The sequence below is a fragment of the Sphingomonas bacterium genome, assembly GCF_028289855.1.
In the GTDB taxonomy this organism is placed as follows: Bacteria; Pseudomonadota; Alphaproteobacteria; order Sphingomonadales; family Sphingomonadaceae; genus Sphingomonas.
This window is the reverse complement of the sequence record NZ_JAQGKZ010000071.1, coordinates 1-14,809: the sequence shown is the minus strand read 5'-3', so window position 1 is coordinate 14,809 and position 14,809 is coordinate 1. Positions and strand designations below refer to the sequence as shown.

General features: G+C 65.2%; 14 protein-coding genes. 6 read left to right on the top strand and 8 right to left on the bottom strand.

What is annotated here, in order from left to right:
• Positions 1–96: 96 nt before the first annotated feature.
• The 5 genes from JWM94_RS07930 to JWM94_RS07910 all read right to left on the bottom strand — a co-directional run bounded on the left by JWM94_RS07930 (position 97) and on the right by JWM94_RS07910 (position 4,367).
• Positions 97–1,116: a glycosyltransferase family 1 protein gene (locus JWM94_RS07930; RefSeq protein WP_299424672.1), complete on the bottom strand. Its 1,020-nt coding sequence runs from the start codon at positions 1,114–1,116 to the stop codon at positions 97–99.
• Positions 1,117–1,121: 5 nt separating this feature from the next.
• The gene (locus tag JWM94_RS07925; RefSeq protein WP_299424669.1) at positions 1,122–1,976 is read right to left on the bottom strand and encodes a UDP-2,3-diacylglucosamine diphosphatase; all 855 of its coding nucleotides are present in this window, start codon (positions 1,974–1,976) and stop codon (positions 1,122–1,124) included.
• Positions 1,977–2,044: 68 nt separating this feature from the next.
• Complete coding sequence (locus tag JWM94_RS07920) at positions 2,045–2,662, bottom strand: glutathione S-transferase family protein (protein ID WP_299424668.1); 618 nt, start codon at positions 2,660–2,662, stop codon at positions 2,045–2,047.
• 81 nt (positions 2,663–2,743) lie between these two features.
• A complete protein-coding gene (locus JWM94_RS07915; protein ID WP_299424665.1) occupies positions 2,744–3,343 on the bottom strand; it encodes a hypothetical protein in 600 nt (199 codons plus the stop codon).
• A gap of 16 nt (positions 3,344–3,359) precedes the next feature.
• Positions 3,360–4,367 carry an NAD(P)H-quinone oxidoreductase gene (locus tag JWM94_RS07910; protein ID WP_299424662.1) on the bottom strand — a complete coding sequence of 336 codons (1,008 nt, stop codon included), beginning with the start codon at positions 4,365–4,367 and terminating at the stop codon, positions 3,360–3,362.
• Between the two features lie 46 nt (positions 4,368–4,413).
• Between JWM94_RS07910 and JWM94_RS07905 the strand changes: the two genes are divergently transcribed.
• The 6 genes from JWM94_RS07905 (at position 4,414) to JWM94_RS07880 (ending at position 11,075) form a co-directional block, all read left to right on the top strand.
• The gene (locus tag JWM94_RS07905) at positions 4,414–4,608 is read left to right on the top strand and encodes a DUF1192 domain-containing protein (protein WP_299424660.1); all 195 of its coding nucleotides are present in this window, start codon (positions 4,414–4,416) and stop codon (positions 4,606–4,608) included.
• Between the two features lie 139 nt (positions 4,609–4,747).
• Positions 4,748–7,063: an ATP-dependent Clp protease ATP-binding subunit ClpA gene (gene clpA, locus JWM94_RS07900; RefSeq protein WP_299424657.1), complete on the top strand. Its 2,316-nt coding sequence runs from the start codon at positions 4,748–4,750 to the stop codon at positions 7,061–7,063.
• An 89-nt stretch (positions 7,064–7,152) separates the two neighbouring features.
• A complete protein-coding gene (locus tag JWM94_RS07895) occupies positions 7,153–8,835 on the top strand; it encodes a diguanylate cyclase (RefSeq protein ID WP_299424654.1) in 1,683 nt (560 codons plus the stop codon).
• Positions 8,836–8,879: 44 nt separating this feature from the next.
• Positions 8,880–9,080, top strand: a complete 201-nt coding sequence (locus JWM94_RS07890; protein ID WP_299424651.1) for a hypothetical protein — start codon at positions 8,880–8,882, stop codon at positions 9,078–9,080.
• Between the two features lie 25 nt (positions 9,081–9,105).
• Entirely contained in the window at positions 9,106–10,785 is a 1,680-nt protein-coding gene (locus JWM94_RS07885) for a long-chain fatty acid--CoA ligase (RefSeq protein WP_299424649.1), read from the top strand.
• Positions 10,782–11,075, top strand: coding sequence for a hypothetical protein (locus JWM94_RS07880; RefSeq protein WP_299424646.1), 294 nt, complete (start codon positions 10,782–10,784; stop codon positions 11,073–11,075). The genes JWM94_RS07885 and JWM94_RS07880 overlap by 4 nt, the downstream gene beginning before the upstream one ends.
• Here the strand turns inward: JWM94_RS07880 and JWM94_RS07875 are convergent.
• The 3 genes from JWM94_RS07875 to JWM94_RS07865 all read right to left on the bottom strand — a co-directional run.
• On the bottom strand, positions 11,072–12,226 hold the full coding sequence (locus JWM94_RS07875; protein WP_299424643.1) for an AI-2E family transporter: 1,155 nt from the start codon (positions 12,224–12,226) through the stop codon (positions 11,072–11,074). The two genes, JWM94_RS07880 and JWM94_RS07875, sit on opposite strands and share 4 nt — an antisense overlap.
• Positions 12,227–12,228: 2 nt before the next feature.
• The gene (locus JWM94_RS07870; RefSeq protein WP_299424640.1) at positions 12,229–13,251 is read right to left on the bottom strand and encodes a C13 family peptidase; all 1,023 of its coding nucleotides are present in this window, start codon (positions 13,249–13,251) and stop codon (positions 12,229–12,231) included.
• A 132-nt stretch (positions 13,252–13,383) separates the two neighbouring features.
• A partial coding sequence (locus tag JWM94_RS07865; RefSeq protein ID WP_299424638.1) for an FAD-binding protein occupies positions 13,384–14,809 on the bottom strand: 1,426 nt, incomplete at its 5' end.

The window sequence follows — 14,809 nt, the reverse complement described above, 5'->3', positions numbered from 1 at the left end:
CACGAATTTTCTCCGTCGGAAATAAATAGGGCCGCCCCTTTCGGAGCGGCCGTGTCTGGCAGGGGACTTAATGCGTATCAGCCGACGGAGCAAGCGTTACGCGGCGATCGCGTGATCGGTGATCGGGACAAGCGCCTGGAGGAACTGGCGCGCGCTGGCGGCCCAGGTGAAGGTCTCGCCGTACGCCGCGCACGCCGCGCGGTCGCGAGTCAGCGCTTGCGTGATGGCCTGGTCGAGATCGTCGGCCATCGCCCCGGCCTCCGGCGACAGGACGTCGATCGGGCCGGTGACCGGATAAGCGGCGACCGGCGTGCCGCTCGCCAGCGCTTCGATCATTACGAGCCCGAACGTGTCGGTGCGGCTGGGGAACACGAACACGTCGGCGGCGGCATAGGCGGCGGCGAGGTCGGCGCCGAACTTGGGGCCGAGGAAGTGGATGCCGGGGAATTTGGCCTTTAGCGACGCGAGCGCGGGGCCGTCGCCCACCACCACCTTGCTCCCCGGATGCTTGGCGGTCAGGAATGCCTCGATATTCTTCTCGACCGCGACGCGGCCGACATAGAGCATCACCGGGCCTGGCAGGCCGCGGATCGCGGGGTCGGGCGGGCTTTGACCGAACGTCGCCAGATCGACCCCGCGGCCCCAATGGCGCAGCTTCGTCAGGCCATGCGCCTTCAATGTCTCGGCGATCGACGGCGTCGCGGCGAGGATCGCCTGCGCCGGCCCATGGAACCAGGCGATGTAGCGCCACACCCATTCGGGGTTCACCCCCGTCCGCGCCGCGACGTAATCGGGGAATTGCGTGTGATACGCGGTGGTGAAGGGAAAATCGCGCTGCAGGCACCAGCGCCGCGCCGCGAGGCACACCGGGCCTTCTGTCGCGAGATGCACCGCTTGCGGGCTGAAGTCCTCGAGCATCCGCCCGACCGCCCCGGTCGATGCAAAGGCGAGGCGGATTTCGGGATAGGTCGGGCACGGCACCGACCGGAACAGATCGGGCGAGATGACCAGCACCTCATGCCCCATCTTCTCCAGCTCGGCCTGCACCGATTGCAGCGTGCGCACCACGCCGTTGACCTGGGGGCTCCAGGCGTCGGTGACGATTGCGATGCGCACGTGGCTCAGGCCGCCAGCATCAGTGAGGGGGCGGGCGCTTGTCGTTTTTCGATTTCGTCGGCCCAGTGCAAAATCTCCATGCGGCCATCGACATGCTCGACCAGTGCGGTGCAGCCTTCGACCCAGTCGCCATCGTTGTAATAGGCGATCCCGCCGATTTCGCGAAATTCGGCGGTGTGGATGTGCCCGCACACCACGCCATCGACCCCGCGATGCGCCGCGGCCTGCGCGACGACTTCCTCGTAGCGCGAGATGAACTCGACCGCGTTCTTGACCTTGGCCTTGGCGTGCTTCGACAGCGACCAATAGGGCATCCGGAACAGCCGTCGCCACGCATTGACCACGCGGTTGAGCGCCATCACCGCCTCGTACGCGGCGTCGCCGACATAAGCGAGCCAGCGGTGCGAGAGCATGATCGCGTCGAACTCGTCGCCGTGAAGGACGAGCAGGCGCTTGCCATCGGCGGTCTCGTGGATCGCATCGCGGCGGATCGCGATCCCGCCGAAATCGAGCCCGCAGAACTGGCGCACCACTTCGTCGTGGTTGCCGGGGATGTAGATCACCTCGGCGCCGCGCTTGGCGCGCTTGAGCAGCCGCCACACGACGTCGTTATGCGCCGCCGGCCAGTGCAGCTTCTTCTTGAGCCGCCAGCCGTCGATGATGTCGCCGACCAAGTACATCTTGTCGCTGTCGACATGGTCGAGAAAGTCGATCAGCATTTCGGCGTTGCAGCCGCGCGTGCCGAGATGGACGTCGCTGATCCAGATCGTCCGATATTGCCGCCGCTCGCTGATCCTTCGCTCGGGAATCGCCGGCCGCGACGTGGCGAAGTCCCGCGCCAGATTGGTCAAATCGTTCATGTGCCCATCCCGCCATTGCTGACGTTCACGGGCTATGGCGGTGAATTATTACAATCGGAATCGTTGGGCTAGTCGGTAATCGCAATGTGGCCGGGCAAGGCCGCAACGCGGGCGAGCCATGCCTGCACCGCGGGGTAGCGATGCAGCTCGAACCCGCCATCCTCGCAAACGTGCGTGTACGCATAGAGCGCGATGTCGGCGAGCGTGAAACGACCACCCGCGAAGAACGGCGTTTGCGCCAGATGCTCGTCCATCAGCGTCAGCGCCGCTTCGCCCGCGGCGCGCTTGCCGGGCAGATTAGCGTGCTGGAGATCGGTGAAATTGTCCTCGCCGATCCAGCCGTACCAGAAGCGCAAGGTCGCGACGTTGGGCTCGTGATTATATTGCTCCCAGAACATCCAGCGCAGCATGTCGGCGCGGTCGAAGCGATCCGTAGGGATCAGGTCGGAGCCGTCGGCGAGGTAGAAACATGCCGCGCTGCTTTCGGGGAGGTAGTCATCGCCGACCTGGAGCACCGGGATGCGGCCGTTGGCGTTGACCCCGGACAGAAACGCGTCCGAGCGCGTCTCCCCCGCCATGATATCGTATTCGCGCCGCTCGATCGGAATGCCGAGATGCGCCGCGGTGAGGCGAATCTTGTAGCAATTTCCCGACTGGGCGTATTCGTGCAGGATCAAACTGGCCATTTCGCACTCCCTCGCTTCGGGCGATGCCGCCCGCGCCGGCAACCGTCCAATCGAAATCACGGTGCATGCGATCAGTGCGGCTTATAGAATGCCCGATTGCATCCGCTTGATCCGCGCGCGGCGCAGTTCCAGCACGATGATCCCGATCAGCGAGAGGAGCGGAATCCAGCCCCACATGTGGTTCCACCAGCGGAAGGTGAAACCCTCGCCGATCGGAGCCTTCAGTTCGTCGCGCAACAGCTTGAGGCCGTCTTCTTCTTCCAGCGGCGCGAACGCCATGTAGCGGTAATTATCGACATAGAGCGTGTAGCCATATTCCCTGGTCGCAAAGAACGGCATCGACAGCGCGACATATTCGTTGATCGAATAGCCCAGCTTGGCGGGGTTGTCGCGATACCAATCGCTCGTCGAACGATCGGCGGGCCGCTCGTACAGCTTCGACACGGTCAGCCGTCGACCGGTCGGAAAGGTCGCAGTCGTGGCGTAGACGAACTCGGTATATCGCATCTTGTCGGCACTCGCAGGCAGATCGGCAACATGGTCGATCCACGGCCGCTTCAACGGCAATTGCGGTCGATCCGAAAACAATTGGGCCGCCAGGAATACGCCCACCAGAATCACCGCCAGCACGATTTGCGGCCAGCGCCCCGGCAATTCGGGCGCGTAGTCTTCTTCCCCCATTATTCCCCCTCGATCCTTATTCCATCACCAGCACGATCTTGCCGACATGATCCCCCGCCTCCATTCGCCGGTGCGCGTCGGGCGCTTCGGCGAGCTGATAGGTGCGGTCGATCACCGGCTTCAATTTCCCTTCCGCGACCAACGGCCAGACGGTTTGCGCCAGCTCGTCGGCGACCGCAGTCTTGAATTCGACCGACCGCGGGCGGAGCGTCGATCCGGTCAAGGTCAGCCGCCGCCGCATGATCTCGAACACCGGGATGGTCGCCATCGGACCGCCCTGCACCGCGATCGAGACGTGGCGGCCGTCATCGGCCAGGCATTGCAGATTGCGCGCGACGTAATCGCCGCCGACCATGTCGAGCACCACCGCAACGCCCTTGCCCCCGGTGATCGCTTTCACCTCGGCGACGAAATCCTGGGTCTTGTAGTTGATCGCGTGGTCCGCGCCGATCGCCTTGGCCGCCGCACACTTGTCATCCGACCCTGCCGTCACGATGATCGTCACGCCGAACAGATTGCACAGCCCGATCGCCATCGCGCCGATCCCGCTGGTGCCGCCATGGACGAGTACGGTGTCGCCCTCCGCCGCAAAGCCGCGCTCGAACATATTGGTCCACACGGTGAACAGCGTCTCGGGCATCGCCGCCGCCTCGACCATCGTCAGCGCGTGCGGCACCGGCAGACACTGGCCGTGCGGCGCAACCGCATAGTCGGCGTAGCCGCCGCCGGCGATCAGCGCGCAGACCGGCTGGCCGACCAGGTCGCGCTCGACGCCATCGCCGGTCGCGACGACCGTGCCCGCAACTTCCAGCCCGAGGATCGACGGCGCGCCGGGCGGCGGGGGATATGCGCCCTGACGCTGGAGAAGTTCGGGGCGGTTGATTCCGGCGGCGGCGACCTTGATCAACACCTCCCCCTCGCCTGGGATCGGCACCGGCCGCTCGACGATGCGCAGCACCTCGGGACCGCCGGGAGCCTCAGGATCGATCGCGCGCATTGTCGTCGGTATCGTGCCTGGGCTCATCGCATCGTTATTGACACGGGACTCGCCCCGGTCAACGCTGGCGTCCATGGATTCCGACGAGAATCTGCCGCGGCCCAACGAGCCCCTCGCGCTCCTGGTCAAACAGGACCTCGATCCGTTGTCGGTCGCTGAGCTCGATGCGCGCATCGCCGCGCTGGAGGGTGAAATCGTCCGCGTTAACCAACATAAACAACGCGCCGTTAACCATCGGGCAATCGCTGACGAGTTATTCAAGCGATGAGCGCGAACCGCATCTTCGCGCCGGCAATCTGCCGACAGGATGATGCGGATATCGGCCAGTGCTTGATGCGAGGCCCCACCCTCCCGATATTCGAGGAAAGGGCCGCGCGTCCCTGCGGCCCGTCAGGAGTACAATTCTAATGCCGAGTTTCGCCTCTGCGCTCGAAACCACCCTTCACAAGGCGCTCGAAGCCGCGTCGTCGCGCCGCCACGAATATGCCACGCTCGAGCACCTCCTGCTCGCGCTGATCGATGACGAGCATGCGTCGAAGGTGATGTCGGCGTGCGGGGTCGAACTCGACGACCTGCGCGGCACGGTGGCCAACTATCTCGACACCGAGCTCGATGCGCTCAAGGTCGACAAGGCAACCGATCCCTCACCGACCAGCGGGTTTCAGCGCGTCGTCCAGCGTGCGATCCTTCACGTCCAATCGTCGGGCCGCGACGAAGTGACCGGCGCCAATGTGCTGGTCGCCCTGTTCAGCGAGCGCGAATCGTACGCAGTCTATTTCCTGCAGCAGCAGGATATGAGCCGGCTCGACGCGGTCAGCTTCATCTCGCACGGCGTCGGCAAGGGCGGCGCGCCTACGGAGAGCAGCGCCCCGAAGGGTGCCGAAGACAAGGAAGAGAAGAAAAGCGAAAAGACCAAAGGCGAAAGCGCGCTCAAGCAATTCACCGTCGACCTCAACGAGAAGGCCAAGAACGGCAAGGTCGATCCGCTGATCGGACGGATGGCGGAGGTCGATCGCACGATCCAGATCCTGTGCCGCCGGTCGAAGAACAACCCGCTCTATGTCGGCGATCCGGGCGTCGGCAAGACCGCGATCGCGGAAGGGCTCGCGCGCAAGATTATCGAAGGCGACGTGCCCGACGTGCTCAAGCCCGCGGTCATATACTCGCTCGACATGGGCGCGCTGCTCGCGGGCACGCGCTATCGCGGCGATTTCGAGGAGCGGCTCAAGGCTGTCGTCAACGAGCTCGAAAAGCTGCCCGATGCGATCCTGTTCATTGACGAAATCCACACCGTGATCGGCGCCGGGGCGACCAGCGGCGGGGCGATGGACGCGTCCAATCTGCTAAAACCCGCTTTGTCGGGCGGTACGATCCGCTGCATCGGGTCGACCACGTACAAGGAATTCCGCAATCACTTCGAAAAGGACCGCGCGCTGCTGCGCCGGTTCCAGAAGATCGACGTCAACGAGCCGACGATCGAGGACACGATCAAGATCCTCGCGGGGCTGCGCTCGGCGTTCGAGGATCATCACAACGTCAAATACACGCCCGACGCGATCAAGGCCGCGGTCGAGCTGTCGGCGCGCTACATCAACGACCGCAAATTGCCCGACAAGGCGATCGACGTGATCGACGAGGTTGGCGCAATGCAGATGCTGGTACCGCCGAGCCGCCGCAAGAAGACGATCACCACCAAGGAGATCGAGGCGGTAATCGCGACGATGGCGCGCATCCCGCCGAAATCGGTGTCGAAGGACGACACGCAGGCGCTGGCGACGCTGGAGACCGACCTCAAGCGCGTTGTGTTCGGCCAGAACGACGCGATCGAGAAGCTCGCCTCGGCGATCAAGCTCAGCCGCGCGGGCCTGCGCGATCCCGAAAAACCGATCGGCAACTACCTGTTCACCGGACCGACCGGCGTCGGCAAGACCGAGGTCGCGCGCCAGCTCGCCTCGATCATGGGCATCCCGCTCCAGCGGTTCGACATGAGCGAATATATGGAGCGGCATTCGGTCAGCCGGCTAATCGGTGCGCCCCCGGGCTATGTCGGGTTCGACCAGGGCGGTCTGCTGACCGACGCGGTCGACCAGCAGCCGCATTGCGTGCTGCTGCTCGACGAAATCGAGAAGGCGCATCCGGACCTGTTCAACATCCTGCTTCAGGTGATGGATAACGGCCGCCTGACCGACCAGCACGGCAAGTCGGTCGATTTCCGCAACGTCATCCTGATCATGACGACCAATGCCGGCGCGTCCGACATGGCGCGCGAGACGCTCGGCTTCGGCAACCTGTCGCGCGAGGGCGAGGACGAGCAGGCGGTGCAAAAGATGTTCACGCCCGAATTCCGCAACCGGCTCGATGCGATCGTGCCGTTCGGGTCCCTCCCGCCCGAGGTCGTCGCGCGGGTGGTGGAGAAGTTCATCCTCCAGCTCGAACTCCAGCTCGCCGACCGTAATGTCCACATCAATCTGGACGACGAATCGAAGGCATGGCTGACGTCGAAGGGCTACGACAAGCTCTACGGCGCGCGTCCGATGGGCCGATTGATCCAAGAGAAGATCAAGCAGCCGCTCGCCGAGGAATTGCTGTTCGGCAAGCTCGTCCATGGTGGCGAAGTGACGGTCAAGTTGAAGGACGGCGCGCTGTCGTTCGCGATCGAAGCCGCCGCGCCCAAGAAAGCCGGTAAGAAGGGCGGCAAGACCGCCAAGGCCGACGCGAAGTAGCATGTAGGCTTGGGGCGACGGCAACGTCGCCCCATCGTGCCAAGCGCGTGATTTACCAATAATTTGTCCCTCGCCGTTAGGCCGGGGCAATGCGGCGCGCCGGCTATCCTTTTGTGTTGTTCGCGACGCTCGTCGCACTGGCGATGAGCCTGATCACGCCGGCAGCACATGCCCAAAGCGCCGTCACCGGCGTGCCATTATCGGTGTGCGTGACTCGCGTTGCCGAGGGCGACAAGGCAGCGGCAATGTTTGCGGCGACCGGCCGCTTCGACTGCGCCGTACAGCAAAGAAGCCTGCATCAGGGCGACTATTGGGTGCTGTCGCAACCGCTCGACACCATTCCCGACCGTGCGTCCCGCGAACGCGTCCGGATCGGCAGCCTGTGGCAGGATCGCGTTACCTTGTACGCGCTCTATCCCAACGGCCAAGTGCGCGGCTGGGCATACGATGGCTATGCCATGAGCCGCCACCTTCAGCTCGGCGCGATGATCCAGTGGCGGCTCGACCCCGCACTCGGCGCGCCGGTACGGTTGCTGTGGCGAGTCGACGGCAGTGCCAACCTGCGCGGCATCCTCGTCGCGCCGACGCTGACGACGGCTCCCGAGGCATCGCGGGCGAACATCATGATGGCAGCGATCTATTCGGGATTCGTCGGTCTGTGCATCGCGCTGCTGATTTACAACCTCGCCATGTGGGGAGCGCTGCGTCATCGCTTTCAGCTCGCTTATTGCGCAATGGTACTGTCGCTATTGCTCTACGCCTTCACGTCGTCGGGCGGGCTGGCCTGGGTCAATCCGGACATACTCAACAACGACCGGCTGCGGTTCAATTACGTTTTCCTGGCCTGTGCGGCGGCGACCGCGTTGATGTTCGCCCGCGCGTTCTTCCCGCCGTCGGTCACCGAGGGCTGGATATCGCGCTGGGCCAACCGGATGACCGCGTTGGCGTTGAGCGCGATGGTGATGTTCGCGCTGCTCGCGCCGTGGCAGATTCGGCTGCTCGACGCCTTTTATTCGATCAGCTTCGCGATGCTGATGCTCGCGGTGGTGCCGGTCATCGCCCGTGCCTGGACCGAGCGCAGCCCGCATTTGTGGCTGTTCGCGATCGCCTGGGCCGCGCCGATCCTGTTCGCGGCGCTGCGGCTGCTCGCCAATCTGTCGGTTGTGCGGTGGAATTTCTGGCTCGACAATTCGACCATCCTGTCGATGGCGTTCGAGGCGATCGTCTCGACGCTGGCGATTGCCTATCGCATCCGACTGCTGAGTATCGAGCGCGACGAGGCGATCGAGCGCGAGATCATCGCCGCGCGGCTCGCCGATATCGACCCGCTGACTGGCCTGCTCAACCGCCGCGCGTTCCTGCGCCAGGCGATCGGGCGCGCGGGCGAGCAGGCACTGATCCTGAGCGACCTCGACCATTTCAAGCACGTCAATGAAACGCTCGGCCATGACGGCGGCGACGAGGTGCTGCGCGTGTTCGCCCGCGTCCTGCGCCAGGCCGCGCCCGCCGGAACGCTGATCGCGCGGATGGGCGGCGAGGAATTCGCGATGCTGTGCCCCGCCGACCGCGCCATCGCGCCCGACGCTGTGCTGGAGCGGCTGCGCGCGGCGCGAATGCCGTTCGACATCAGCGTGACTGCCAGCATCGGCGCGTGCAGCGGACCTATGGCTAGCGAACCCGACTGGAAAGCGATGTACCGCCGCGCAGACCGCGCACTGTTCGACGCCAAGCAGGCCGGCCGCGACCGCGCGCGTTTCGCCCGCGCTGCCTGATTTTTTCCGTTTGTCGTTACGCCGGCGTCGCTTATGGTGAACGCATGCAGCGGCGGCGGACCATCCTGATAGCGGCGGCGATCCTGGCGGTCGTCGCGGTCGCACGCCATCCGAGCGCGGACATTGAAATCCTGACGCACCGCGCTGACGATCCGGCGCCGCAAAAGATCCAGGCAGCGGTCGATCTGGGGATCGTCGCGGTCAAGTTCGTGCTGACCTGGACCGCCGGTCGGGTAGCCTCTTAACGCGCGCTTGCTTACATCGGTGTCGATGATCGATCCCGAGAGCATCTGGCGCAGCGCCGCCTATCGTCACCCGACGCCGTGGGCGACCGACTTCCCGCCGCTGTCGCTGGTCGAAATGTTCGAGCAATCGGCCCGGCGCCACGCCGCCAAGCCGCTGATCGACTTCCTTGGCCGTCACTATTCCTATGCCGAGACGCTCGACGGGGCGAATCGAGTCGCAACGGGCCTCGCGGCGCTCGGCTACGGCGCGGGCGACCGGATTGGGCTGTTCCTGCCTAACGTCCCGCACTACCTCGCGGCCTATTTCGGCATTCTCAGACTGGGCGCGACGGTGGTCAATTTCTCGCCGCTCTACACCGTCGAGGAATTGTCGCATCAGGTCGAGGATTCGGGGACGCGGGCGCTATTCACGCTGTCGGCCTCGGCACTTCTCCCGACCGCGCTCAAGGTGCTCGATCAGTCGAGCGTCGAGCGGTTGATCGTTGGGTCGGTGGCCGGCGCGCTTCCTGCAACCAAGTCGCTCTTCTACCGCTTGTTCCGTGGCAAGGAGACGACCAAGCGACCCGACGATCCGCGCATTATCGCCTTCTCCAAGTTGATCGCCAATGACGGCAAGGCTGCTCACCCGACAATCGAACCGCTCGCTCACGTCGCGGTAATCCAGTATACCGGCGGCACCACCGGCACGCCCAAGGGCGCGATGCTCACGCATCAGAATCTGTCGGCCAATGCGCGGCAGGTTGAAGGACTCGACCCCGACCCGGGCGGAGAGGATCGCATCATCGGCGTGCTGCCGCTGTTCCACGTATTCGCCAACACTTGCGTGATGAACCGGACGGTTGCGAACGGCGGGATGATCGTGCTGCTCCCGCGCTTCGACGGCGGGCAGGTGCTGGCGGCGATCCAGCGGACCAAGGCGACGGCATTGCCCGGCGTGCCGACGATGTATCAGGCGCTATTGAGCCATCCCAAACTGGCCGCGAGCGACCTCTCCAGCCTCAAATATTGCATTTCCGGCGGCGCGCCGCTGCCTGCCGAGGTGAAGGCGAAGTTCGAAGCGGCAACGGGCGCGCGGGTGATCGAGGGGTATGGCTTGTCGGAAAGTTCGGGTGTGGTCTCATGCAATCCGTACGGCGCGGAAGGGAAGCTCGGCACGATCGGCCAGCCGATTCCCGGAACGCACGTCCGGCTGGTCGACAAGGAAGATCCGACCCGTCCGCCGCCCGCTGGCGAGCCGGGCGAGATCGTCGTGCGCGGGCCGCAGATCATGAAGGGATACTGGAACCGTCCCGACGCCGACACCGAAACCTTCGTCGACGGCTGGCTCCGCACCGGCGACGTCGGCGAGATCGATGCCGATGGATTCATCCATGTGGTCGACCGCCTCAAGGACATGATTGCGGTTAGCGGGTTCAAGGTCTTCCCGAGCCAGATCGAAGCGGTGCTCTACAAGCACCCTGCGGTGAAGGAGGCGCTGGTGATCGGCGTCCCCGACACGTATCGCGGCGAACAGCCCCGCGCCTATGTCACGCTCAACGATGGTATCGCGGCGACCCCTGAGGAGCTGAGGGACTGGCTCAACCCGCAGCTCGGCCACCATGAGCGAGTCGATCGGGTGGAGATCCGCCTGACGCTCCCCAAGACATTGGTCGGCAAGCTCAGCCGCAAGGAATTGGTCGCCGAGGTGAAGGCCGAAGGCCGATGATGTTCGCCAAGCGCTTGCGCGACGGCGTGCGCGCGGGCGACATCACCACCAGCATCCGCATCTGGCAAAGCCCGCGCGTCAAGGCCGGCGGGCTCTATCCGATGGAAGGCGGACACATCCTGGTCGAATCGATCCGCGAGATCGCGATCGGCGACATCACCGGCGAGATGGCACGGGAGTCGGGCTTCGCGGGCGTTATCGATCTGCTCAAGACCGCCAGGCACGGCAGCGGCACGAATGTCTATCTGGTCGAGTTCGAATATATCCGACCCGGCGAAAGTGACAGCTAGCTGGTTTTCGCCCGCCGCTTGACCGTGATCGGCCCGCGCCGTCGCCGCGCGGGTGGCGCCGCGGCGCCGGGATTCATCCATTCGCGCCAGACCAGCAGCAATGCCGCCATGATCACCGGCCCGACGAACAGCCCGACCAGCCCCAGCTCCGCCAGCCCACCCAGCGCGCCGATCATCGCGAACAGGAACGGCAGCTCGACCGCGCTGCCAATCACCGAGGGCTGGATGACATTGTCGCCGATCGCCATCACCACGGTGCCGAAGGCGAACAACGCCACGCCCGCGACGACATGGCCTTGCGCCAGCAGGATCAGGCTGGCGAGCCCGAACGCCGCCCACGCCCCGAACGGGATGAGCGCCAGCAGAATCGTGAAGGTCGCGAACAGCAATGGCTGCGGCACCCCGGCGACCCAATAGCCGACGCCGATGATCGCGCCCTCGATCACCGACACGAAGATCGTGCCGTTGACCGTACCGCGCACCGCGCCGGTCATCTTGGCGAGGAAATCTTCGCCGAGCGTGCCGAACATCCGCCGCATGACAACCCTGGCCTGGCCGGCGACATGCTCGCCGTGCGCGAGCAACGTCGCCATGATGACCAGTGTCACCGCGAACAGGCTGGTGTCGCGCGCCAGTTCGCCGCCGATCGAGCGCATCCAGCCGAGGATCGACGTCGCGCTGAGCGACCCAAGCATCACATTGGCACCCTTCGGATCGGCGAGGTGCGCTTGCCACCACGCGGCGGCCTTGTCGCCGGCGAACGGGATCCCGCCGAGCCAGGACGGCGCCGGCAGCCCCGCCTGTTGCACGTGCTGGAACCAGTCGATCGCGCCCTGGCTTTCCTGCGCCAGCGTCACCGCGGCGAGCGACAACGGCCCGATCACGAACAACGCGGTGGCCAGCGTGAAGCCGACCGCGATCAACCCGGGCCGGTTGGGGAAGCGTTTAATCGCGCGCGCGTAGAGCGGCCATTCCGCCATCGCCAGCACCACCGCCCAGGCGATCGGCGTCAGGAACTCCCACGCCATCCAGATCGCGAGCAGGACGATCGCCACGGTCAGATAGAGTTGCCGCGTCCGCGCGCCTGACGGATCGGCGGCGGGTGTGGTCGTGCTGGCCGGGGCGGCGGCGGCGCGTGGCGCTTTCGCCACGATTATTTCGGCTGGTCGAAGATCGTGATCGCCGCGCGGCCGACCGTCGGCGTCGCGGTCTTGGGCATCCGCGCTTCGAGCGGCTTGAGCCAGACATCGACCTTGCTGCCGATCGCGATCTGCGGCTCCGACGGGATGATCCCCATATTCGCGCCCATCGCTTCCCACTTGCTGACCAGCGCGCGGGCGTCTTCGCCGGCCTTTGCCAGCGGCACCGGCTGGCGGAGCGCATTGTTGATCATCGCATCGCCGTAGAAGGTCCAGTCCTTGTCCGACTGGCACCCGAACGACGTCCGCTCGGCCGACGCTGCGGTGAACAACGCGGTGGTGTCGTTCGACAGGGTCGGCACGAAGATGCCCGAGAAGCACGCCGACAGGATCAGCAAGCGGTTCTTGATGCCGAGCTCATCGAACAACCGCGCCATCCGTTCGGGCGGGATGATCCCGAACCCGTCGTCGCCGTCATGATAGGCAAGGCCCACCTTGGCGCCGTGCCCGGCGGTGTAGAGGACGAGCACGTCCTGCTGCTTGTCCATCAGCTCGGCGACGCGGGCGAGCGCGATGGCGAGGTTGCGCGGGGAACCGTTGGGCAAGGCCGACGGCCCGCTGCCCTCGGTGCCCGCCAGTACGATCGTGTGGCCGACCGCGTTGTAGCGGCGGGAGAGCACCTTCCCCGCCTCGCGCGCCTCGCGCCCGAAGATCGGGTCGCTGTCGAGCCCGACCACGACGACATAGGCATCGACCTGCCCAGCCTTTTGCGGAGCCAACGCGGCGAGCGACTTGTCGAGCTTGCGCTGATCCTCGAGCAGCCATTTGGGCGACCGGTCGCGTTCGAGTTCCGGCCCGAGCGCGAGCGATGCGGCGACCTCGGCCTGGTTTTCACCGCCAACCAAACCGGGAAAGCCAGTGGTGTGCTGGGGGGCGGTGTAGGTGGCGGATTGCCCCGTCGCCGAGCCAGCGAGCGCGAGGCCGCTGACAGCGATCAGCGCGGTGGCGGAAAGTCGGCGGAAAAGCTCGTTGCGCATCGATTCTGGACCCCGGTTGTCGGACGTATCAGGGGGTTAGCGACGGGACCGTGTCAAGTGGCGACAAAGGGTTTTTGATGTATGTCGCGGCGCGCCGTAGATGCCAACGACGCATACCGTCACTCGGCGTGTCTAATACACCCGTTTTTTGGGCTTTATGTACTCGGCCTCATCCGTCAGCGTGTAATCGTGCACCGGACGGTAATCGAGCGTCACGCTCCCGCCCTGGCCGCCCCAGCCGTCGAACGTCGCGATGGTGTGCTTCATGAAATTCGTGTCGTCGCGATCGGGATAGTCCTCGTGCATGTGCGCGCCGCGGCTTTCCTTGCGGTTGGCGGCGCCGCGGATCGTGACGACCGCCTGGCCCAGCAGGTTGTCGAGCTCGAGCGTCTCGACCAGATCGGTGTTCCAGATCAGCGAGCGGTCGGTGATCCTGACATCGCCCATCGACTTGTACACCGCGTCCATGTGCGTCACGCCTTCGTCGAGCAGCGCCGTGTCGCGGAACACCGCGCAATGCTTCTGCATCGTGCGCTGCATGTCGGCGCGAATTTCGGCGGTGGGCTTCGCACCGCTCGCATTGCGGAAATGATCGAGCCGCGCGATCGCCTTGTCGTCCGCGCCCGCGACCGGCGCGCCGTGCCTAGTATTGGGCTTGAGGATTTCGGCGATGCGCTTGCCGGTGGCGCGGCCGAACACGACGAGGTCGATCAGGCTGTTCGAGCCCAGCCGGTTGGCGCCGTGGACGCTGACGCACGCCGCTTCGCCGACCGCGAACAGGCCGGGGACGATTGCGTCGGGATCGCCGTCCTTCAGGTGGACGACCTCGCCGTGATAGTTCGTGGGAATACCGCCCATATTATAATGGACGGTCGGCGCGACGGGAAGCGGCTGGCGCGTCAGGTCGACCCCGGCGAAAATCTTGCCCGTCTCGGTGATGCCGGGCAGCCGCTCGTGCAGGATCTTGGGGTCGAGATGGTCGAGATGGAGGTAAATATAGTCCTTGTCGGGACCCACTCCGCGCCCTTCGCGAATCTCCATTGCCATCGATCGTGACACGACGTCCCGGCTCGCCAGGTCCTTCGCCGAGGGGGCATAGCGTTCCATGAAGCGCTCGCCTTCGGAATTCGTCAGGTAACCGCCCTCGCCCCGCGCGCCCTCGGTGATCAGCACGCCGGGACCGTAAATCCCGGTCGGGTGGAACTGGACGAACTCCATGTCCTGCAGCGGCAGCCCGGCGCGCAGCACCATCCCGCCGCCGTCGCCGGTACATGTGTGGGCGGACGTCGCGACATGGTAACACCGGCCGTATCCGCCGGTCGCGAGCACCGTCGCATGGCTGCGGAAGCGGTGGATGCTGCCGTCGTCCATGCACAGCGCGATCACGCCCCTGCACTCGCCGCCCTCCATGATCAGGTCGAGCGCGAAATATTCGATGTAGAAATCGGCGTCGAAGCGCAGGCTCTGTTGGTACAGCGCGTGGAGCATCGCGTGCCCGGTGCGGTCGGCGGCGGCGCAGGTGCGCTGCGCGGGCGGCCCCTCGCCCATGTTCTGCATC